The organism is Pontibacter sp. LHS2 (assembly GCF_058932845.1).
Genome location: NZ_JBZYWG010000004.1, coordinates 25,221 through 46,651 on the forward strand (window position 1 = coordinate 25,221; position 21,431 = coordinate 46,651).

The 21,431-nt window shown below is 49.4% G+C and carries 23 protein-coding genes; 16 read left to right on the plus strand and 7 right to left on the minus strand.

Annotated features, from left to right (window positions below; translation table 11 throughout):
* Window positions 1–41: 41 nt before the first annotated feature.
* The 5 genes from AC5FX6_RS18010 (at window position 42) to AC5FX6_RS18030 (ending at window position 5,952) form a co-directional block, all read left to right on the plus strand.
* Window positions 42–866 (plus strand): aldo/keto reductase, encoded by an 825-nt coding sequence (locus AC5FX6_RS18010; RefSeq protein ID WP_493598352.1) that lies wholly within the window; start codon window positions 42–44, stop codon window positions 864–866.
* 86 nt (window positions 867–952) lie between these two features.
* On the plus strand, window positions 953–2,053 hold the full coding sequence (locus AC5FX6_RS18015) for an alkene reductase (protein WP_493598353.1): 1,101 nt from the start codon (window positions 953–955) through the stop codon (window positions 2,051–2,053).
* Between the two features lie 203 nt (window positions 2,054–2,256).
* Window positions 2,257–2,742 carry a 2-C-methyl-D-erythritol 2,4-cyclodiphosphate synthase gene (gene ispF, locus AC5FX6_RS18020; protein ID WP_493598354.1) on the plus strand — a complete coding sequence of 162 codons (486 nt, stop codon included), beginning with the start codon at window positions 2,257–2,259 and terminating at the stop codon, window positions 2,740–2,742.
* Window positions 2,743–2,775: 33 nt separating this feature from the next.
* Window positions 2,776–4,425, plus strand: coding sequence for a M28 family peptidase (locus AC5FX6_RS18025; RefSeq protein ID WP_493598355.1), 1,650 nt, complete (start codon window positions 2,776–2,778; stop codon window positions 4,423–4,425).
* Between the two features lie 150 nt (window positions 4,426–4,575).
* Window positions 4,576–5,952 carry a LutB/LldF family L-lactate oxidation iron-sulfur protein gene (locus tag AC5FX6_RS18030; RefSeq protein ID WP_493598356.1) on the plus strand — a complete coding sequence of 459 codons (1,377 nt, stop codon included), beginning with the start codon at window positions 4,576–4,578 and terminating at the stop codon, window positions 5,950–5,952.
* Window positions 5,953–6,141: 189 nt separating this feature from the next.
* Here the strand turns inward: AC5FX6_RS18030 and AC5FX6_RS18035 are convergent, their stop codons facing one another.
* Window positions 6,142–7,098, minus strand: coding sequence for an asparagine synthetase A (locus AC5FX6_RS18035; RefSeq protein WP_493598357.1), 957 nt, complete (start codon window positions 7,096–7,098; stop codon window positions 6,142–6,144).
* A gap of 155 nt (window positions 7,099–7,253) precedes the next feature.
* On the opposite strand from AC5FX6_RS18035, the gene AC5FX6_RS18040 reads away from it, so the two are divergent.
* Window positions 7,254–7,718, plus strand: coding sequence for an Lrp/AsnC ligand binding domain-containing protein (locus tag AC5FX6_RS18040; RefSeq protein ID WP_493598358.1), 465 nt, complete (start codon window positions 7,254–7,256; stop codon window positions 7,716–7,718).
* A gap of 69 nt (window positions 7,719–7,787) precedes the next feature.
* On the opposite strand, the gene AC5FX6_RS18045 is transcribed toward AC5FX6_RS18040, so the two are convergent.
* Together AC5FX6_RS18045 and AC5FX6_RS18050 are read right to left on the minus strand one after the other, a co-directional pair.
* Window positions 7,788–9,044: a pyridoxal phosphate-dependent aminotransferase gene (locus tag AC5FX6_RS18045; protein WP_493598359.1), complete on the minus strand. Its 1,257-nt coding sequence runs from the start codon at window positions 9,042–9,044 to the stop codon at window positions 7,788–7,790.
* A 128-nt stretch (window positions 9,045–9,172) separates the two neighbouring features.
* The gene (locus AC5FX6_RS18050) at window positions 9,173–10,348 is read right to left on the minus strand and encodes a DUF4407 domain-containing protein (protein WP_493598360.1); all 1,176 of its coding nucleotides are present in this window, start codon (window positions 10,346–10,348) and stop codon (window positions 9,173–9,175) included.
* Between AC5FX6_RS18050 and AC5FX6_RS18055 the strand changes: the two genes are divergently transcribed.
* Complete coding sequence (locus tag AC5FX6_RS18055; protein WP_493598361.1) at window positions 10,347–10,508, plus strand: hypothetical protein; 162 nt, start codon at window positions 10,347–10,349, stop codon at window positions 10,506–10,508. The two genes, AC5FX6_RS18050 and AC5FX6_RS18055, sit on opposite strands and share 2 nt — an antisense overlap.
* A gap of 261 nt (window positions 10,509–10,769) precedes the next feature.
* Here AC5FX6_RS18055 and sdaAA read toward each other — a convergent pair whose 3' ends face one another.
* The gene (gene sdaAA, locus AC5FX6_RS18060; RefSeq protein WP_493598362.1) at window positions 10,770–11,687 is read right to left on the minus strand and encodes an L-serine ammonia-lyase, iron-sulfur-dependent, subunit alpha; all 918 of its coding nucleotides are present in this window, start codon (window positions 11,685–11,687) and stop codon (window positions 10,770–10,772) included.
* Between the two features lie 183 nt (window positions 11,688–11,870).
* Between sdaAA and AC5FX6_RS18065 the strand changes: the two genes are divergently transcribed.
* From AC5FX6_RS18065 to AC5FX6_RS18085, 5 genes are all read left to right on the plus strand, one after another.
* A complete protein-coding gene (locus tag AC5FX6_RS18065) occupies window positions 11,871–12,821 on the plus strand; it encodes a DUF2279 domain-containing protein (protein ID WP_493598363.1) in 951 nt (316 codons plus the stop codon).
* A gap of 81 nt (window positions 12,822–12,902) precedes the next feature.
* Window positions 12,903–13,187, plus strand: coding sequence for an acylphosphatase (locus AC5FX6_RS18070; protein WP_493598364.1), 285 nt, complete (start codon window positions 12,903–12,905; stop codon window positions 13,185–13,187).
* 102 nt (window positions 13,188–13,289) lie between these two features.
* Window positions 13,290–14,249 carry a hypothetical protein gene (locus tag AC5FX6_RS18075; RefSeq protein WP_493598365.1) on the plus strand — a complete coding sequence of 320 codons (960 nt, stop codon included), beginning with the start codon at window positions 13,290–13,292 and terminating at the stop codon, window positions 14,247–14,249.
* A gap of 8 nt (window positions 14,250–14,257) precedes the next feature.
* Complete coding sequence (locus AC5FX6_RS18080) at window positions 14,258–14,809, plus strand: Crp/Fnr family transcriptional regulator (RefSeq protein ID WP_493598366.1); 552 nt, start codon at window positions 14,258–14,260, stop codon at window positions 14,807–14,809.
* 85 nt (window positions 14,810–14,894) lie between these two features.
* On the plus strand, window positions 14,895–15,452 hold the full coding sequence (locus tag AC5FX6_RS18085) for a DinB family protein (protein WP_493598367.1): 558 nt from the start codon (window positions 14,895–14,897) through the stop codon (window positions 15,450–15,452).
* 26 nt (window positions 15,453–15,478) lie between these two features.
* Here AC5FX6_RS18085 and AC5FX6_RS18090 read toward each other — a convergent pair whose 3' ends face one another.
* The gene (locus AC5FX6_RS18090) at window positions 15,479–16,159 is read right to left on the minus strand and encodes a hypothetical protein (RefSeq protein WP_493598368.1); all 681 of its coding nucleotides are present in this window, start codon (window positions 16,157–16,159) and stop codon (window positions 15,479–15,481) included.
* Between the two features lie 29 nt (window positions 16,160–16,188).
* Window positions 16,189–16,803 carry a hypothetical protein gene (locus AC5FX6_RS18095; protein ID WP_493598369.1) on the minus strand — a complete coding sequence of 205 codons (615 nt, stop codon included), beginning with the start codon at window positions 16,801–16,803 and terminating at the stop codon, window positions 16,189–16,191.
* A 223-nt stretch (window positions 16,804–17,026) separates the two neighbouring features.
* Here AC5FX6_RS18095 and AC5FX6_RS18100 point away from each other — a divergent pair, with 223 nt between their 5' ends.
* Entirely contained in the window at window positions 17,027–17,653 is a 627-nt protein-coding gene (locus AC5FX6_RS18100; protein ID WP_493598370.1) for a YczE/YyaS/YitT family protein, read from the plus strand.
* 160 nt (window positions 17,654–17,813) lie between these two features.
* Here AC5FX6_RS18100 and AC5FX6_RS18105 read toward each other — a convergent pair whose 3' ends face one another.
* Window positions 17,814–19,226: a thioredoxin-like domain-containing protein gene (locus AC5FX6_RS18105; protein WP_493598371.1), complete on the minus strand. Its 1,413-nt coding sequence runs from the start codon at window positions 19,224–19,226 to the stop codon at window positions 17,814–17,816.
* A gap of 281 nt (window positions 19,227–19,507) precedes the next feature.
* On the opposite strand from AC5FX6_RS18105, the gene AC5FX6_RS18110 reads away from it, so the two are divergent.
* The 3 genes from AC5FX6_RS18110 (at window position 19,508) to AC5FX6_RS18120 (ending at window position 21,424) form a co-directional block, all read left to right on the plus strand.
* A complete protein-coding gene (locus tag AC5FX6_RS18110) occupies window positions 19,508–19,996 on the plus strand; it encodes an NADH-quinone oxidoreductase subunit A (protein WP_493598372.1) in 489 nt (162 codons plus the stop codon).
* Between the two features lie 108 nt (window positions 19,997–20,104).
* Window positions 20,105–20,758, plus strand: coding sequence for an NADH-quinone oxidoreductase subunit NuoB (nuoB, locus tag AC5FX6_RS18115; protein ID WP_493598373.1), 654 nt, complete (start codon window positions 20,105–20,107; stop codon window positions 20,756–20,758).
* Window positions 20,759–20,824: 66 nt separating this feature from the next.
* A complete protein-coding gene (locus tag AC5FX6_RS18120; protein ID WP_493598374.1) occupies window positions 20,825–21,424 on the plus strand; it encodes an NADH-quinone oxidoreductase subunit C in 600 nt (199 codons plus the stop codon).
* The last annotated feature ends 7 nt before the right edge of the window (window positions 21,425–21,431 follow it).

A 21,431-nucleotide genomic window follows, 5' to 3' on the forward strand; every position in this document is an offset into this window, starting at 1 on the left:
AATATTTGTATACACAAATAATGTACAAACCAAGATAATACATGAATAACATCATTATAAAAGACGCTTCTATCCCTGCCCTTGGCTTGGGAACTTTCCAGTTGCCTGACGATCTGGCCCGTGAAATCACTGCAGCCGCTATCTCAGAAGGCTATCGTCATATTGACACCGCTCAGATTTACCAGAATGAAGCAGGCGTCGGCGCGGCCATTAAAGATTCAGGTATAGATCGTGACAAGATTTTCCTGACCACTAAGGTTTTCCGTGAGAGTCTGTACCAGAAGGAGTTTTTGCCTTCAGTAGAGGATAGTCTGCGCAAACTCAAGACCGATTATGTAGATCTGCTGTTGATTCACTGGCCAAACCGCAACGTGCCTGTTGCCGAGTACATGGACCAATTGATGGAAGCACAGCGCAAAGGCTACACCAAGTACATCGGAGTGAGCAACCACACCACTGCCCTGCTCGACGAGGTGCTGGCTACAGGTGCCGACATCATCACCAATCAGGTAGAGTATCACCCGCTGATCAACCAGTCCAAACTCTATACCTACCTGCGGGAGCATGGCATTTCACTGACAGCCTACAGCCCTATCGCACAAGGTAAAGTGCTCGGCAATTCAGTTCTGAAAGGTATAGGCGAGAAATATGGCAAGAACGAAGTACAGGTTTCGCTGCGTTGGCTGATCCAGCAGGACGGTGTGATGGCCATACCTAGAACATCCAAGGTAGAGCGCCTAAAGGATAACATTGACATCTTTGACTTTGAGCTCTCAGCAGAGGATGTTGCGCAGATAGATCAACTCAAGAAGGACAATTTAAGGGTTGTTAACCCGCCTTTCGCGCCGGACTGGGACAATGTTTAATTAAGAATCACGAATCAATCATGAGGAAGACTGTGAAGGCAGGATAACTCCTAAACTTTCTAACTCTTTAACTTTTAACTCCAATTATGTCACAACCATTATTAAAACCGATAAAACTACAGGATTTAGAACTGAACAACCGCGTGATCATGGCACCCATGACGCGCAGCCGTGCCGCTAACGAGGGCAATGTAGCCAACGACCTGATGGCAACTTATTATGCTCAACGCGCAAGTGCTGGCCTGATCATTTCGGAAGGAACACAGATTTCAGAGCAAGCTGTAGGTTATGTCAATACGCCAGGTATACACAGCCTGGAGCAAGTGGCTGGCTGGAAAAAAGTAACTGACGCCGTGCATGCCGAAGGCGGAAAGATTTTCGCGCAGCTGTGGCATGTGGGCCGTATGTCGCATCCTGACTTCCACAATGGCGAGTACCCGGTGGCGCCTTCCGCTATCAATCCAAATGCCCAGGCTTACACTCCTGAAGGCTTCAAGAATACTGTTACTCCACGTGAGTTGACTATACCTGAGATTAAGCAGATCGTGCAGGACTACAAGGCTGCTGCCAAAAATGCGCTGGATGCGGGCTTTGACGGCGTGGAGATTCACGCTTCCAATGGCTATCTCCTGCACCAGTTTTTCAATGGCACCTCCAACATCCGCACCGACGAATATGGCGGTTCTAAAGAAAACAGAGCCCGCATCTTGTTTGAGGTGATCGAGGCGATTCAGGAAGTAATGCCAGTGGAGCGTGTGGGTGTTCGTCTAAACCCGAGCCTGCACGGCATTTTCGGTATGACATTGGACGAGGAGACCATCCCAACCTTCGATTACATCATCGAAAAGCTGAACAACTACAAGCTGTCTTACCTGCACCTGTCGGAGCCTTTCAATGACGTGAGTGCGATTCCGCATGCTGAGCAGCACATCGCCAAGCGCTATCGCCCGATTTACAAAGGCAACCTGATCATCAACGCGGGCTTTACACAGGAAAAAGGCAATGCCGTAATAGAAGCTGATGAAGCGGATATGGTAGCTTTTGGGGTGCCATTCATCGCGAACCCGGACCTACCGGAGCGCTTCCGACAGAACGAAGAACTACAGGAAGCCGATAAGAATACATTTTACTCTCCTGGCGCCGAAGGCTACATCGATTATCCTTCCCTTGCGGAAGCAAAGGCCTAAGCCAAAGGCGCTTTTTCATATATAGTCTGTCAACAGCCAGCTGCCCTAACCGGTGGCAGGCTGTTGCTTTTTAAACCTTTCTATCTGGTTTGAGTCTATTCCCTTGAAAATTGCGCCTGCTGCATAATGACAAAAGGGTAAAAGAAGCTATATTTACTTCTTGTATCTGCCGTATAAGGCATGCGCTATACCTTCAACACACTATGAAATTTAAAATAAGAACCGGCTTCGGCTACGACGTGCACCAGCTGCAGGAAGGGCTGGACTTCTGGCTGGGCGGCATTAAGATCCCGCATACGCATGGCGCACTGGGCCATTCCGATGCTGACGTGCTGATCCACGTGATCTGCGATGCCCTGCTGGGTGCCGCCAACATGCGCGACATCGGCTTCCACTTCTCTGATAGAGACCCGCAGTACAAGGGCATCGACAGCAAGATCTTACTCAAAGAAGTCGTGCACCTGCTTTCCCGCGAAGGCTACGAGATCGGCAACATCGACTCGACTATCTGCCTGCAGGAGCCAAAGGTGAACCCACATATACCTGACATGAAAAGCTGTCTGGCTAAAGTGATGGGCATACCGGAGCATGATCTTTCTATAAAAGCTACTACCACCGAGCACCTGGGCTTTGTTGGCAAGAAAGAAGGCGTGGCTGCTTTTGCAACTGTCTTGATCTATAAACAATAACAATCCATAACCTTACCTTCACCTTACACAGACATGAAGTATAACAAGTTTTATGTGTATGCGCTGGCTGCCTTCCTGACCACAGGTTGCGCCCAGACGCCTACAACCACAAGCACCACCGCCGAGGCTCCCGTAACGGAAGCAGAGCGACTGCGCGAAGCCGCACCTAAGTACGCCGCCACCATCACGGCTGCTGACCTCTCCAAGCACCTCAATATCATCGCCTCAGATGAGTACGAAGGTCGTGACACGGGGTCGAAGGGCCTGCAGATGGCTGCGGAGTATATCTCCCGCGAGTTTAAAGAAGATGGTTTGGTTGGACCTGTGAAGAACAATGCCAACCCATACTATCAGCCAGTAAACCTGGAGCGCAGCCAGTGGGGCGATGGCTACATCATGGTTGGAAAACAAAAATTCATGATGGGGCAGGACTTCTTCGTGTTGGGTGCTTCGCCATACCAAACTGAGCAAACTGCCGAGGTGGTATTTGCGGGTTACGGCATCGATGCTGACAATTACTCTGACTATGCCAACCTGGATGTGACCGGTAAAATGGTCGTTGTACTGGGCGGTGAGCCTAAAGGAGCTGATGGCAAGTACCTATTGAGCGGTACAGACAAGGCTTCTGATTGGGGCAATGACATCCGTACAAAGCGTAACGCAGCTACCAAGCGTGGTGCTAAGAGTGTACTGGTAGTGACAGGCGCCAGCGCTGATGAATTCAAGACCATGACACAGCGCTACCGCAACTACCTGACGCGTCCGTCTATCGGGTTGAAGAGCAATGGAGCACAGGGAGGCGCTACGGCTTCCATGATGGTATCGCCACAGGTAGGAGCCGCTTTGCTGGGCACAACTCCTGAGAAAATGTTTGCCTACGCCAACGCAGTAGCGAAAGCAGGTAAGCCAACTCCTGGCACTTTTACAGCTGTGAAAGACGTGAAGGTGAAAACAGAGCGTAAGAGCGAAGCACTTCCATCTGATAACGTATTGGGCTACATCGAGGGAACTGACAAGAAGGATGAAGTGATCGTAGTAACTGCACACTACGACCACGTAGGTATAGAGGATGGCGAAATCTTCAACGGCGCCAACGATGACGGCTCTGGTACAGTAGCTGTCGTTGAACTGGCAGAAGCTTTTGCGCAGGCCAAGAAAGACGGCTTTGGTCCACGTCGTAGCATCCTGTTCATGCTCGTAACAGCTGAAGAGAAAGGCCTGCTGGGGTCTGAGTACTATGCCAACAATCCGATCTTCCCGCTCGAGAACACCGTAGCGAACGTAAACATCGACATGATCGGCCGTATGGACTTCGACGCAGAGAAGACCAATGACCAGAACTACATTTATGTAATCGGTGCTGACAAGCTGTCTTCGGAGCTACACCAGATCAACGAAGAGGTAAACGAGAAGCACGTAGGCCTGCGCCTTGACTATAAGTTCAATGACGAGAACGACCCGAACCGTTTCTACTATCGCTCTGACCACTACAACTTTGCCAAGCACGGTATTCCAATCGTGTTCTACTTCAACGGTGTACACGCCGACTACCACAAGGCAACTGACACGGTAGACAAGATCATCTTTGAGAAAGCCGAGAAAGCTGCCCGTCTTGCGTTTCACGTGACATGGGAATTGGCTAACCGCGACAACCGCATCGTAGTAGACAGCAACAAAAAGTAGTACACTAAACCTGCACAAACGGCCGTTTAACATAAAAACGAGCTGCACTTATTAGCTTTGCCGAAAAACACCCTAACTTTAAGGGTGTTTTTCTTTTAAGGACACTTCCTGAAATTAGCCGTTTTCGGGAAAGACCATAGGGTTTATCTTATGAGTAGACTAAAACAGTTTCTGCAGGACGCGGAAACAAAATCATTTGACCTGGGCCACCGCTCGACCATCAAGTTCAACATCGGCAAGTACAACGCCGCTGTACAGCGTGGCCTTACCCAATACAGCGACCACGAACTTGCCCGTGAGCGAGCTTCTTTTATAAAAACGAACACCATCAATAACCTGGATAAGTACCTGATGGAGTTCGAGTCTAACTTCACGGCCCGTGGCGGCAAAGTGATCTGGGCCCGCAATGCTGAGGAGGCGCTCAAAGAGATCGGCCAGATCATGAAGCGCAAGCGTGCCCGTTCGGTGGTGAAGTCCAAGTCGATGACGACGGAGGAGATTCACCTCAACAACTTCCTGGAGAAGAATGGCATCGAGACAGTGGAGACCGACTTGGGTGAGTACATTGTGCAGCTAGCTGAACAACGGCCTTACCATATCGTGACGCCCGCCATGCACATGTCTAAAAAGGACATTGCCGACCTGTTTGTCAAAAAACTCAAGATTGCCCCGACCGACAGCGCTGAAGAACTGGTGGCCACTGCCCGTCGCCTGCTCCGTGCCAAGTACACTGAAGCTGAAGTGGGTATAACTGGCGGCAACTTCCTGCTGGCTGATATTGGCGGTGTGGCTGTAACTGAAAATGAAGGCAACGGCCGTTTGTCCACCGCTTTCCCGAAGACTCACATTGCCATTGTAGGTATAGAGAAGATCCTGCCATCAGTGATGGACCTCGATTTATTCTGGCCTTTGCTGAGCACCAGCGGTACCGGGCAGCAAGTGACTATTTACAACACGATCTTCACAGGTCCCCGCCAGCCAAATGAGAAGGATGGCCCGGAAGAGATGTATGTGGTGTTGCTCGACAATGGTCGTACAGAGCTGCTAGCCTTGCCGGAGAAGCGGGAAGCACTGAACTGTATCCGTTGCGGCGCCTGCCTGAACGTGTGCCCGGTGTACAAGAACATCGGCGGCCATACCTACGAGAGCACCTATAGCGGCCCAATTGGCTCGGTGATCACGCCGCACTACAACGGCATGGCCGAAAACAAGCACCTGAGCTTCGCCAGTTCACTTTGCGGCGCCTGCACGTCAGTGTGTCCAGTGAAAATCAACATCCACAACCTGCTGTTGCTTAACCGCCGCCAGAGTGTGGAGCAGGGCTTCGCCGAAAAGAGCGAACACACAACCTTTAAGCTGTGGCTAAAAGCTATGAAGAGCCGCAAGCTGCTGAATATGGCGCCGGCCGGAATAAAGAACTTTGTGCTGAAGCAAGTGCTAAAAGACACCTGGAGTAAGCGAAGAGAACCGCTTCAAGTAGCCCCAAAGTCGTTTAACCAGCTTTGGAAGGAGCGAGGAGGGAATTAGATTGTCTCGTGACTTACTATGGAGGGGCCAGAGGCTCCTCCATAGTAAGTCACGAGTGAGGACGCTCGCGCTATATACCTTTCATAAACGCAAAAAGGCCTGCAAACTCAGCGTTGCAGGCCTTTTATGTTCTATTACTTGCTTGGTCTCCCAAGCTACTATTATTACCTTCTTCCATACCTTATACCATTAAAAAATAGCAGGTGTACATGGCTTACGGGAGAACACCGTAACTTCATCCACATCCTTCAGGCGACAAATGAACCGCGTCATACGCTCTACCCCAAATCCGGCTCCGGCAGTCTTGGGCAATAATCCTGCTCTGGCAACTTCCAGATAATTCTTGAACGTTTCTGTGCTGGTGCCCACTTCATCCATGCGTTTCACTATCTGCTTGTATTCGTGCTCACGCTCGGCACCTGATAGTCCTTCACCGAAGCCTTCTGGCCAGATGACATCATAGTTCAGGTAAGTGCCGCGGCGGATGGGGTCTTCTTTGTCGTAAAACTCACGCTTGTGGTTGATTAACCAAAACGGCTCTGTTGCTTCTTCCGATTTCAGCTTTTCATAGTCTGGCCCAAGGGCAGCTTCCAGTTTTTCAGTGCGGTATACCAGCCACTTCTCGTACTGCGGCAGCAACTCACCACGCAACTCGATCAGGATTTCAGGGATATCTTTGTTCAACCGGGCGAAGACGAAGTTTACCAGTTCTTCCATAAATTCCATCACAAAGAAGCGATCCTTGCCACGGAATTCGAAGTCTACTTGCGTGAACTCAAACAGGTGGCGTCCAGTGTCAGCACGGTCCGAGAACTCCAGGCGCACGTTCGGCGACACAATGTAAAGGCTGTCCAGCTCTTGGTTTACCAAAGTCAGCTGCTTGTGGAAGATCATCGACTTTGTGAGACTCCAACGCTGGTCTGCATACCCAATGCTAGCATCTACCACCCCATGATTAAGCGGGTCGGTAATGGGCGAAAGCATAAGCGGCATTAGCTGCGTCAGGCCTTTCTTGAACATAAAGTCGTGCGTGGCACGAATGATTCCCTGCTGTACCTGTAGTACTTTAGGCAGGGAGGAGCGGCTTAGGTGCTTCATCGTAGCTTCCAATGCCGTCGGTTGTTCTGTGAGTGTTTGCAATTCCATTCTATCTAATTATTAATGAATTGGTGTATAACAAACATAATTATCAATTGTATACATTGAAAATTATTTAACATTTAATTACTTTTGTTAACAATCAATTAATATTGAGTTTTTAATTTTGACAAATCATTAACAGATAGGACATATACAAGGGTATGGATTCACAAATTGATAAACTTGACCGCCAGATTCTGCACCTGCTTATGCAGAATGTGAACCGCGCTTATACAGATATTGCCAAAGAATTGGGTGTTTCAGGCGGTACGATTCATGTGCGCCTCAAGAAAATGACGGAGATGGGAATCGTGCAGGGAGCACAGTTATTGATAAATCCGGCCGCTATTGGTTATGACATCTGCGCCTTTATCGGAGTATTTTTGGAGAAGGGATCGGCTTACAAAGAAGTAGTGGAAAAAATGCGTGACATACCTGAGATTGTGGAGTTACACTATACTACGGGTTCTTACAGCATGTTCGTCAAGATCGTTTGCCGCGACACGAAGCATCTGCGCGAAGTGCTCAACGTGAAGATCCAAGGTATAGCCGGTGTGCACCGCACCGAAACATTTATCTCGCTGGAGGAAAGCATCACCCGGCAGATTTCAGTGGGTGTTGAATAAGGTATAGAAACAGCAAAGCCGCCCCGAAAGAATCAAAGGCGGCTTTGCTGCTTCTATTATATTTATACCTTACTTCAGTTTCTGTAGCGCTTCTCTTAACCTACCCAGTGAGTCTTTGATACTCTCCAGCGAGGCACCGCCTACTGACAGACGGAACCAACCCAGGCTCGGCTCAGAGCCAAAGGCGGAGAATGGAACAACAGCCAGCTTGGCCTCTTCTAGTATGTAGAAGCTGATGTCTTTGCTGGTTTGCAGCACTTGCCCTGATGGTGTGGTTTTGCCCGCCAGATCGAGTTTGGCAGAAAGGTAGATAGCGCCCATCGGTTCAATGGCGTCCACGTTATACCCTTCTTTCTTCAGGTCTTTGAAGGCGTGGTACAGCACATCCAGACTTTCGCGCACATTGTATTTAAACTCGTCCAGGAACACATCTACTTCATCCGTCTGATGCAGGAAACGGGCAGTCGCCATTTGCTCAGCCTTTGGAGCCCAGGCACCTACGTGCCCTAATATGGCCTTCATCTTATCAATCACCTCAGTCGGGCCGAAAGCATAACCTACGCGCACACCTGTAGCAGCGAAGCATTTGGAAGTGCCGTCAATGTAAATGGTATAATCGCGCAGCTCAGGACGCAGGTTTACCGGATCGTAATGCTGGTGTTCGCCAAAGGTTAGCATCCAGTAAATCTGGTCGTACAAGATGTACAGCGGCTTTTCGTCGGCTCCACGGCTTTTGTTCTCAGCAATAACCAGGTCGCAGATTTCCTCCAGGTCTTTTTTGGAGAACATCGTGCCGGTTGGGTTAAGCGGTGAACACAGTGCCAACATAGTCGCGCCTTTCAGGCTTGCAGCCACGTCGTTGGCGGTCGGCATAAAGTTGTTCTCCGGGTTAGTCTCTACCATTACTGGCGTAGCACTGGATAAGTGGCAGTAGTGGTTGTTATTCCACGAAGGCGTCGGGAAGACCACTTTATCGCCTGGGTCTATAAGCGCCAGATAGGTCGCATAAATGAGCGGACGCGAACCGCCTGCTACCAGTATGTCATTCTCAGAGTAGGTCAGGCCCAACCGGTCGCGGGTGAAGTCGGCTATCGCTTTGCGAAGCACGGCCACCCCGTTGGCAGGCGGATAATTGGTATGACCTTCGGCGTAGGCTTCGGCTATGCCAGCCCGCAGTTCGCCAGGTATAGGAAATATCTTGGGGTCGAAGTCGCCGATCGTCAGGTTGCAGATTTGCTCCCCTTTGGCGATCATTGCGTTCACTTCACCGGCGAGCTTGATGATCTCGGAGCCGATGAGGTTTTGAGCCATTTTTGAAACGGTCATAAGCCTGTGTGTTAGTACGCAACAAGATACTAACTTCTGGAAAAAATATGGCGCATGCGGCGTACAAAAAGCGCATACTTTGGCTTAAGTACCTGCTTATCGACCCAAGTATGTGTTAGCTATAAAGCTTACCACTTATAGTAACTGCTTTCCTCCCCGTCATTCAGGATATCAGCGGCGGTATTCGGACTGCGGCTCACATCGGCCAGTTTGCGCTCACGCCACACAGCGGCCGACTCGCGCACTACGTCCAGATGGGCATCTGACTTTAAACGCTCCTCTTCCCGCTTGGCTTCTATTTCGAATTCCTGACGGGCGGCAAATTTGGCTTCGGCTACAGCTTGTCGGGTGTCGTACTGCTTTTGGCGCTCCTGTACCCGATGCATTTCCTGTGTCGTGCGCTCGTGCTCAAGACCTTTCAGAATATCATCATAGGGGCCTTTGCTGGTAATCAACTTGGTGAAAATCGGGGCCGTCTCCAGGCAGACAAATAGCAATGTAATGAAGAACACCGGAAGCCACGGCAGCTGATTGAGGGCATCAATTCTGGCCATCAGGCCATCGTAATTCGAGAAACTTTCCTGCCCTTCGGCCACGGTACTGTCATACTGCTTCATCAGGTCGGCGATGCGCTGCTCTTTTACCAGAATCCTGTCAGCAGCACTTGCCTGCAACAGTTTGAGTTCTTCGTCTACTTTATCGTATTGGCGCTTTTTTTCTTCATAGATAGGGCCTCTACCTATCTTGCCTGTACCGCCTGTTCCATCAGATTCAGCAGCGACCATTTCGTAGAGTTTGTTACGCTCCTGAGTTTTGGCTTCTACTTCTGCCCGTATACCTGCAATCTCCGACTTCACAGAATCCACTTCAGCAAACTGCTTGTTCACCAAGGCTTTGTGCTGAATCGCCAGTTCGGCCTGCTTCTCTTTCAGCACCGCCTGTATCTCTTTATCGAAAATCTTTAGCTCGAGCGGTTTAGAAATAACAATAGCCAGCACCAGGGCCAGAAAAATACGTGGCGTTACCATCAGCAGTTCTCGCCAGAACTTGCCTTCCTTGCGGATGGTGGAAACGATAAAGCGGTCGAGGTTGAAGATAACGGCACCCCACAACAAACCAAAGGCCATCGCCATTGGCACGGAGTCGAACACCGTGTAGAGGGCGTAGCCGCCCGATAAGCTGGCCAGCACACCTGTAAACAGAACAGTGGCGCCTACACCGGCATATTTTATGTGCTCCGACTTAGAGCATTTTTCAAGAATAGTGTCGTCGGCTCCGGCGCACCACCAAAAGAATTTCTTCATGTATAATCCTGTACAGGTTAAAACTGGCGTAAAGGCAGCCTGCAATAACAACGTGCAACTTACTGATATTAATACTTTTACCCTCCAAAATGTGACGAATCGCCCGGATAATGTGACGAACTGCTACGCTGATGGAGCAACAACCGAGTCATTCGGTTAAGTTCAACTGTTCCAGACTACTCTGTGTGTCTGTTGAGGCATCCTGAAACAGGTATAGTGAAGGGCCAAATTCTGTGCAAAGTCTGCCAACCTAAATGGCTAGCCATGAAGCAGAACTAGCAGAGCCAAAATGCAGGTATAGCAGGTATACCTAACAAAAAAAGGCAGCGACTTTTCCAGCCGCTGCCCTTCTTAAATTAGCTCAGCGTTAGACAATCAATTTCTAATGCTGTAACTTTTAAATTCCTAAACTCTCAGACTCCTAAACTCCTTCGCTGTTCTCGTCTTCATCCGGCAAAATCTCCACATCCTGTACCAGCACGAATTTTTCAATTTCGCGGGCTCTAGGTGTATTGGCTAATCCGCCGAGGGCTGTTTCTTTGTATTTGCGTTCCATGCTCTCGCCTACTTCGCCGAGGGCTGCTACGCATTGGTCGACAGGTATAACAGCGCTTACGCCTGCTATCGCTAACTGTGACGACGAAAAAGCAATAGCTGCCGCACTGGCATTACGCACAATGCAGGGCACTTCTACCAGTCCTGCCACCGGGTCGCACACCAAGCCCAACATACACTGAATGGTAATGGCCACTGCGGTGAACACTTGATCTACGTTGCCGCCCAGGCAGTATACAATCGCACCTGCCGCCATAGCTGCTGCGCTGCCTGTCTCGGCCTGACAACCACCCACGGCACCGGCCAGCGATGCGTTCTGCTCAATGATAAGCGCTATACCTGCTGCTACCAACAGGCCTTCGTGTATGCTGCGGTCATCTAGTCCGTGCAGTTCCTGCAGTGTGGTGAGTGTGCCCGGCAATATACCAGAGGCGCCCGCTGTAGGAGCGGCCACTACACGGCCCATGCAAGAGTTCACTTCTTTGGCACCCAGCGCACGCGACACCAGCATCTGAAACTCCGGCGACAATACCGTCACCGGTGATTTGGCCACTTTCTTGGCACTGTTGTTCACCATACCCGAGCGGGAAGTCATATCTTCTGTCAGACCCGTGTGCACGGCATCCTTCATCACCTCGTAGGCTTTGGCTATGTTCTCCCAGATAAATTCTTCGGAGCGCCCTTTCTGCTCTATTTCATAGTCCAGCACGGGCTGGTATAGCGGTTCGCCGGTTTCAGCGCAATGCTTTTCCCAGCTCTTAAAATCGTTGAATAGTAATGACATATCGTATGGGGTATACCTGCCCTCAAGCATCGGTTCAAGGGGGCGTTAAAGATAATCCAAATTTAAGGAAACAGCTACATGCTGCCACATATCTAACAAGCACAGTGGGCTTATTCGTTCTTTTATAGCCTTACGAAAAGAAGTCGCATACAGGGTATACCTACAAATTGCTATATTAATGCTTTGGAGCCATACATGCTCCTATACCTGATGATGCTCCGAAAACTGCTGCTTTTGTCGCTTGTACTCCTGCTTGCCTATCTGCCGGTATACCCGCAGGCAGTAGATAGCGTGGCAACAGACTCCAGCAATGTTAACCGTCGCAAGCTTATACCTGTCATAGCGGCAGAGACAGCCTTTTACGTTGCAGGTATGTCTTACCTGCAGTTTGTGTGGTACAAAGACCATGAACGCGTGCCTTTTCATTTCTACGACGACAGCAAAGGTTACCAGCAGGTAGATAAGTTCGGGCATGCTTTTGGGGCTTATGTAGAAAGCTACATTGGGTATAAGCTCCTCCGGAATGCAGGTGTACCTAAAGGCAAGGCCTTACTGTATGGCGGCACCTTAGGGCTGATATTACAGACGCCGATTGAGGTGTACGACGGACTCTACGAGGGTTGGGGCTTTTCTATACCTGATATGGTGGCCAATGCAGCCGGCTCAGCATTTGTCATCGGCCAAGAGCTCGCTTTTGATGAGCAGGTGGCCAAATTCAAGTTCACTTTCTCGCCATCTCCTTACTACAAACAGGCTAACGGTTACCTCGGCGATACCCACCTGGAGAGCCTGCTCCTGGATTACAACTCCCATACCTACTGGCTGAGTGTACCTGCAAACAAACTGGTGCCGAATCGCCATATACCTGACTGGGCCAACGTGGCAGTGGGATACAGCGCCAACGGCATGTTCGGGGAGTTTGAGAACCGGCGCTTTTACCGCGGTGTGACCTTGCCTGAAACAGAGCGCTACTGCCAATACTTGCTCTCTCTCGACATAGACTGGACCAAAATAAAAACAGACAGCAAATTTCTGAACACCGTGTTGAAGGGGATGTTCTTCATCAAGCTGCCATTCCCGGCAATCGAGGTCACATCCAAGGGCCAGGTGAAAGGGCACTGGCTTTACTATTAAGCTAGCAGCCTGTTTTCTGACTATCTCTAGCTTTAACCGTTCCTTCTTTATGTCGTTTTATAGACAAACAAACTTATGCGTATGGACAACAACAAAAAACGTGTTTCGATACGGGTGCACGGCAAGGTACAGGGTGTATTCTTCCGGGCCAGCACCCAGGAAAAAGCCGAAGAACTAGGCCTGACTGGTTTCGTTCGAAATGAAAAAGATGGCACCGTATACCTGGAAGCGGAGGGGAATTCTGAAGCATTGCAAGCGCTGGAAGCTTGGGCAAACATAGGTCCTAGTCGCGCACGGGTTGAAAAAGTAGAGGTAGAGGAGAAGGATGGATTAGAGGGGTTTAAGGGGTTTGAGCAGCGGAGGTGAGATACAAAAATTTTCCGCGGCGTTTAGACATACTTTTCTATTGAAATAATTTAATTTTATAATATAATAGGATGTGTAAATAAACCATAACTCAGCTCGTATATGTTTGATTTCGAGAATTATATTAAATCTCTTGAAGTAGAAGATAAACTTAGGTTCAAAGCTGATGTTACACATAATCAATTTCTGGCACTATCAACAAAATTGAATCAAGCCGCTCTTGAAAATGACATGGTCGATAATAGGTACTTTATGAAGTTAAAGGGAGCTAAAAATCCACCATTAAACGATATAGAAAAATGGCTTAAAAATTCTTGGAATACTGAGAAAGTGCTCGCTGAAAATAAAACTGTAATTGAAAACACAGGTCAATCATTTGCTATGCAATGGGCATTTGCTCAGGCTTATTACACAACATTTGGGTCCTTTCTCGCGCATTATAAAGCCGTTGGTCATACAGAAAATAGCCACTCTGCTGTTTTGAAAAAGTTAGGCAAATTGATGGGAGAAGGCAAATTGCCACTCTCGATGAGTTTCTATTCTACAGGGGGCAAGAACCACATTGATTTCGTCAATATCTCTAAACCATGTGGCATCAAAAATTTACACATAGAGTTGGGAAAAGAAGAAACAATTGATAATCAAATATGTCAATTCTTAAAATCCACAAGAGTACTTAAATTAAAGGAAAAGGCATTGGATTTTACCTTTATAACATCTAAAAGAAAACCTAAAAGAAGTCTTAACTTCTTAGATTGGAAAAAGGTATCTGATTCCCTAGGCCACACAACAATAATGGACTTATTGTACAGGAAAAGGATTAAGGCTAATTATGACGATATAGACACATTTAATTATAGCGGCTTCAAGGGATTAGAAGTGCTAAATAGCCTTTGCAGTATTACTAACAGATTAAATCTTGTAAATGAATGCTATATTTCTAAAGCTATTGGTATCGAGAGGTATAGCTCAATTTTAAATAGTCACTTGAAAAGTGTAAACAACACTATTGTCAACGAAAGACTAAGCACCGTTCTAGCTGTTGTAAGCGCAGTTAGCTAACCCTCCCCATGCCCCTCTCCCTCCTCAACCAAATTCCTTACCTCACCCCAGACGACATTGCTGCTTTCCTGCCGCTTTGGAAGAAAAAGGTGCAACTGAGCCGGTATGACTTCCTGATACGGCAGGGGCAGGTGGAGCAGGGTCTATACCTGGTCACGAGTGGGGCGCTGCGCATTTACTACCCGCTGCCCGACGAAGAGATTTGTGTGGGCTTTGGCTATCCGCATACCTTGCTGGTGTCGTTTCCGTCTTTTGCCGATGGCAAACCGTCGGACTACTACATACAGGCCCTCAAAAAAAGTGAACTACTCAGTATAAGCAAGGCTGATTTTATGCAGCTGATGGAGGAGCGGCCGAACATCAAACGTTTCTGGTACGAGCAACTCGAAAGAGCCCTGTTAGGCAAGATAGAGCGGGAAGTGGACCTGCTATTGCCTGAGCCGGAGCAGCGCCTGCAGCGTGTCATGCAACGTAGCCCACACCTGTTCCAGCATATCCCCAAAAAGTACATCGCCTCCTACCTGCGCATGTCACCTGAGACGCTAAGCCGCATTAAGTAAATTTGTGTAAATCTTGATTTTAATCAAGGACTGGGGTTGAGCCGTGCTATACCTTTGATGCGTACAATATAAAACGATGAACGCTATGAATGCCTTAGACCAGATCTCCCGCACCGTCGACAACCAGAAGCATACTGCTATCGCTGCCTTTGTGCCACTGGAGCTTTCCCACCTCAACTACAAACCCAGCGCTGAAAGCTGGAGCATATTGGAGTGCCTCGAACACATGAACAGGTATAGCCGCTACTATAATCCGGCGCTGGCCAAAGCAATTGCCGCCAATGCTGACGGCAAATCTGCTCAAACTATCAGCTATAGCTGGCTTGGCAAGAAGTCACTGGACATAGTGCGCCCGGGCAACAGCAAAAAAAGCAAAACTGTGCGGCACATGAATCCCAACAACAGCCAATTGGGCCGCCAAACGCTGGAGGAGTTTTTGGATCACCAGACCGAGCTGCTACAACTCCTTCACAAAGCCAAAAGCGCTAATCTGAATAAGAAGGCTATACCTGTTGAGTTCTTCAAGCTGCTCAAAATGCGCATCGGGGAGACACTGGAGTTTGTGGTACTGCACCAGGAGCGGCATATGCAGCAGGCCCTGAACGTAAAAAAGCAGCTACCCGTTCCTCAGGCAGCTGCTTAAAAATTGTCAATAAGCTTCGGGGAAACCTACAGTGAATTGTAATAGGCAACCACCTTGGCCATGTCGTTGTCGTTGCGCAGGTTCAGCGCATTTGATTTGATGTAGGTTTCCAGGTAGTCTTTCTTGTCAGGTATGGCAGAGAGCAATGAGCTTTTCGATTTCTTCACCTTTACTGCCTTGTCGGCCACTGCAATGTAGTAGTCTTCACTTTCCTGCACCTCCCTGTCGATGGTTGCCGAACTGTAGTGCTTGCGGTCAAATATCTTTTTGGAAGTGCGCTTCAGCAGCACGATCTGCCCGTCAGCCAGCACTTCCATAAAGGCATTGCTCGGCACGCCATCACCACTATACCCTGAACGGAAGGTACGCTCCAGCTGCTTGTTGTTTTCGATGTACCCGATCTTAAACTCCTGCACCGGCTCCAGCAACTCTTTTACGTCTCCGTTCTTTGCCTTAAAGATGATGGCATCTTTCACCTGGTCATACATCAATTCGATGCCTTGGTATACGGTGCCGTTTTTGAGTGTCAGGGAGCCTTTTGCCCACTCTTTGTACAGGTAAGGCGAGCCGATCATCGTGATGGTGTTGTACTCGTGCACCGGACGGGCTTCCATGTCATTGGTGTGCGTGAACTGCGCACTCGCCTGCAGGCTAAAGCAGCAGCCCACCAGCATCATTAAACCAAAACGTAAAACGACAGCTTTCATAGGCGTTTGATTAAAGTTGAAAATAAGATTTATAGACTATTATAGTATGCTACTAATTTGGCCATGTCCTGCTCCTGTCGCAGGTCCAGGCGATTGGTCTTCACGTAAGTTTCCAGTTCTCTTTGCTTATCGCCTAATGCCTGTATCAGTGACTTCTTGTCCTTTTTTAGCTTCGTAAGCTTCCCCTCCCGATTGGCCAAATAGTAATTTTCCTGCGCCAGGATAGTCTTCACTTTTGTTGCAGAACTGTAAGGCAACTCTTCATACACCCTTTTGGAAGTACGCTTCAATAGTTGGGTAGGTCCATCGGACAGCACTTCATAGTAAGCAGTTGCAGGAGTAGTGTCTATCGGATCAAATCCAGTCATAAAAAACCGTTTCATTACCTCAAATTCCACAACAGGATGCACAAACAGCTGCGCCTCTCCTTTCTGATTGCTGAACATCAGCTCATCGGACACCTGGTCATACTTTAGTCGAACGCCGGAATACTCTCTCCCGTCCTTCAGCTTGACCCAGCCTTCCTGCCACTCGTCATGCAGATAGGGTGAGCCCTTTACATCCAGATACTGCTTTGCCATGATCGGGCGGCCCATGTAGTCGACTATCTCGGTTTGGGCAAATGCCGGGGAGCCAAGAAGCAAACAAAAAGAGCACATAAACGCCCATCTCAATATCAACAATCGCCTCATCTGTTTAATAAGATTTTCTGGTGTATGAATATAACACTTATTTGTTAAACCTGATAATCATTCACTACAATCTGTAGATGACTTCCTGTCTTTGTTATTATTGCGGCCAAAATTAACTTTCTTGCGCCCGGATTTGTTCTAACCCGCCCCCTCGTACCAAAGGGCTATTTTGATCATGCGCGAAAAGGTAGTTAGCTATAGTTTCTTCTTTCTTGGGTTACTGTTGTTCGGTTTTGCCAATGCCATTGCCGTCAAGGTAAAGTACCTGGGCCTACACCCCTGGGAGGTGCTCAACGTAGCCCTTTTCCAACACCTTGGGTATACGATTGGTACCTGGAGTGTGATCGTGGGCCTCTTCTTCGTGGCTGTCTCGTGGTTCATCAACCGCAAGTACATCAACATCGGCACTTTCCTCAATGCTATGCTCGTCGGGCCCTTCATGGACATGTTCCTCTGGCTCGACATACCGCCATCGGCTACCAATACCTCCCTTGACTATGTTAATCTGCTCGTCTCGGTGGTGATAGCAGGTATAGCGGCCGGTCTGTATATAGCAGGTGGCGTAGGCGCTGGCCCACGCGACGGATTTATGCTGGCTTTGTCGGAGCGCATCAAACTGTCGGTTAGCCGCACCCGCATCCTGGTCGAGTGCGTGATCTTAGGTATAGGCTTCATCTTAGGAGGACCGATCTTCATCGCTACCTTCTTCTATACCTTCATTATGAGCCCGATCTTCCAGGTGACGCTCCGCTTCTTCCAAAAAGTGCGCAACAACCTGATCGAACAGCCTGTCAAGGTATAAGCAGATCTCGGATTAGTCGCTTAGAGTAAGACCAATCACTCGCTATAAAATCACCCTAAAAGGTGACACTTTTCTGTTGGTATTAAAATGCTGTGCACGATTTGGGCAGACTGCGATCTGTCGCTACGAATTGCCCATCCTTTTCTACCTTTTTAACTTTTTAACTAATCTTCACTTCCTCTTTCGCTCCGGTGTGCAGATCAATCTGGTAGAGTTGGTGGCTGTTGGTGCTGGTGACCCAAAGGCGACCGTTCAGGTATAGCACGTCGTTGGGTTCATGCAAGTCCTCGGCCAGGGTGCGCAAGCGGTGGCGCTCCATGTCGAGCACTTTGACTTTACCATTATAAGTGTCGGCAATGTACACGTCGCTATCGATCACTTCGAGGCCTACGCAGTGCTGCAGCAAGGCATCGTCCACGTCGCCATCCACATCCCCAAAATCAAAAAGGCCACGGCCGAGCGGGGTGAGCACCATACCTGTTTTGAGGTTGACGGTACGGATCGCACTGGCTTCGGCATCGGCCACGTATAGCACTTCGCCCCGGATAGAGAGACCACTGGGCTGATTGAAGGCGGCTTCATCCAGCAGGCCGTCGGTGAGGGCCTCCCGGCCGCTTCCGGCAAAGCGGTATACCTGCTCGGTTTCCAGGTTCATGCGCAGGATCTGGTGGTTACCTGCATTGGCAATAAACATACTGCCATCGTGTATCAACAGGTCCCATGGGCTGTTGGGGTTGACAGGCTCCTGGCGCTTATCGTCGTGGAAGTAGTACTCCAGTTCGCCAGTACCAGCCACTGTGCTCACCGTACGGTTTTGCAGGTCTACTTTGCGGATGGCGTTGTTTTTGGCATCAGCCACATACAGCACATCACCATGCAGGGCCAGTCCATGCGGTTCGTTAAAGGTGGCGTCTGCATAACCTCCGTCGTGGAAGCCTCTTTCGCCACTGCCGATCACCTCGAGTACCTTCCCTTCCTGATTTAGTTTGAGAATGCGATTGTGCCCACTGTCAGACAGGTATAAATCTCCCGCTGAGTCACTGATCATTTTAGAGGGAAAGTACAGTATACCTGTACCTTTAGCCTTAGGCTGCATAGGTATAGGCGTTTGATTGAGTTCGCCGATAAACTCCTCTTTCATGCGCTGGATGTAGGGCCGCACGGTATCGTAGACGCCCTCCCCGGCATGCTGGCCTACCACCTTGCCGTTCGGGTCGATGAGTACAGTCGTTGGCCAGGCTTTCACGCCGTACTGGTTCCAGATGGCAAAGTCTGCATCGTTTACCACCGGGTGTTCCACCCCAAATTTCTGAATAGCCTGCCGGATGGTTTCAGACTGCTTCTCAGCATCAAACTTGGCGGAGTGCACCCCAATTACGACCAGCACATCCGCAAACTCATCTTCCAGCCGTTTCAGGTCCGGCACAATGTGCTGACAATTGATGCAGCCAAACGTCCAAAAGTCCAGCAGCACGATCTTACCCCTGAAATCTTTGATAGACCAATTGCGCTCAGTGTTGAGCCAGCCGTGTGGGGTGTTGATCTCTGGTGCATTGACGCGTCCGGTAAGCATTGGCGATTTTGTTAAGGTGAAGTGGGTTTATGTGGTACAGGTATAGCCCCTGAAAAGTTGTTTGTATAACGCTGGCAAGCAACATTCAGGTATAGATATAGCAGCCTGGCTATTCCTATAATTAGGCTACACATCTAACGACACCCATGTCCATACCTGCGAGCAGGTGGTCTGGCACTGTCTTATGGGATGCTGCTATTCACCTGCTTTCATTGGGGCTGACCAAGGTATGATGTCCTAATTTATTTTATCGTAAATTTGTGTAAAACTGCTGCGGCGCTATGGAGGAAACTTACCTGTCTGATTTCGGAACAATCCTGCTTTTCCTGATTGGGGGAGCAATTTTTGTGGTGATCGGTCTGTTTACCGCCAGACTTGTTCGCCCCAGCAGGCCTAACCCCGAAAAGCTGACGACTTATGAGTCAGGCGAAGAGCCGATCGGTAACTCCTGGGTGCAGTTCAACCCGCGGTTTTATGTGGTGGCGCTTATCTTCATCATTTTCGATGTGGAGCTCGCTTTCTTGTTTCCGTGGGCCACCGTATTTGGCCGCCGCGACCTGATCGAGGCAACCGACGGCGTGTGGGGTTGGTTTGCGCTGATCGAGATGTTCATCTTCATTGGCGTACTGGCGCTAGGCCTGGCTTATGCCTGGGTGAAAGGACACCTGGACTGGATCAAACCGAAGCCTGTGGTGCCGCAAAGTCGTTCCCGTATACCTAAGGAAATGTACCAGCGCGTAAACGAGCGAAACTACGAGGTAAAGAAGTAGCTTGTCGGGTATAAGACCTGGAGAGGGCAAAATAGAATAACGGAAGGTATAGCCAGGAGCCAGTCTCGAGCGCCTTCTTTTTGATAGCATTTAATTCATCAGTTAGATTTGAACATATCACAGGACAAGACGGGAGAAGGCGGTGTAATTATCACCAAACTGGACGACCTGCTCAACTGGGCGCGACTAACCTCGCTGTTCCCGATGGGTTTTGGTCTGGCCTGCTGCGCCATCGAGATGATGGGGGCTTATGCCTCCGGTTACGATCTCGACCGCTTCGGCATTATACCACGTGCCTCGCCTCGTCAGTCCGATGTGATGATCGTGGCTGGCACCGTTACCTTCAAGATGGCTGACCGTGTGCGCCGCCTCTACGAGCAGATGCCAGAGCCGCGCTACGTAATCTCGATGGGCAGCTGCTCTAACTGCGGCGGACCTTATTGGGAGCACGGCTACCACGTAGTGAAGGGTGTAGACCGCATCATACCTGTGGATGTGTACGTGCCTGGCTGTCCGCCAAGGCCAGAGGCGCTCATCGGCGGCTTTCTGCGCCTGCAAGAGATCATCCGACAGGAAACCATCCGCGAACCCCGCGCCGTGCAGCAGATCATGGCCAGGAGATTGAATAATGCAGCAGAGAAAAATCGGGAATCAGGTATAGTGAACGAGAAGCTAGCTGCAGATGCCAAAGCACGAATGAACGATAGGGAAGAAGGCAATAGTGAAACTAAATTGAAAGACCAGCCAAACCCTATCACATAGATCTCTCAACTCTAAATCATAATTCACCCATTCGCTCAATCTATACCTCACACATTCACAACTAATATGCACTTCGGAGAGATACAGGACTTTATAGCAGCGCAGTTTGGGGCGGAGGTAATCGTTTCGGAGCACGCTAATAACATGCAGCCCTACCTGGTGCTTCAGACAGAGCGACTGGCGGAGGTATGTCTTGAGCTGCACGATAACGAAGCGACTTATTTTGACTTTCTCTCCAGTGTAACAGGTATAGACAATGGGCCAGAAGCCGGCACCATGGAGGTTGTATATAATCTCTACTCTATACCTTACGACCACCACCTGATGCTCAAAGTGATCGTGCCTCGTAACAACACTTCGGAGCAGCCCATACCTACCGTGCCGACCGTGAGTCACATCTGGCGCACCGCTGACTGGCAGGAGCGGGAAATTTTCGACCTGGTAGGCATCCTCTTCAAAGATCACCCGGACATGCGTCGCATCCTCTGTGCCGCTGATTGGGAAGGTCACCCACTCCGCAGAGATTACAAGCTACAGGATTATTACCACGGCATCAAAGTGCCTTACGACAACCACAACGAGTACAGTGGCTTCCGGGGTGAGCCTGTTCAGTTGATTTCACATGAAGATCCGTTTGGTGACAAGCGGGAGAAACCCGAAGCATAAAAGGTGG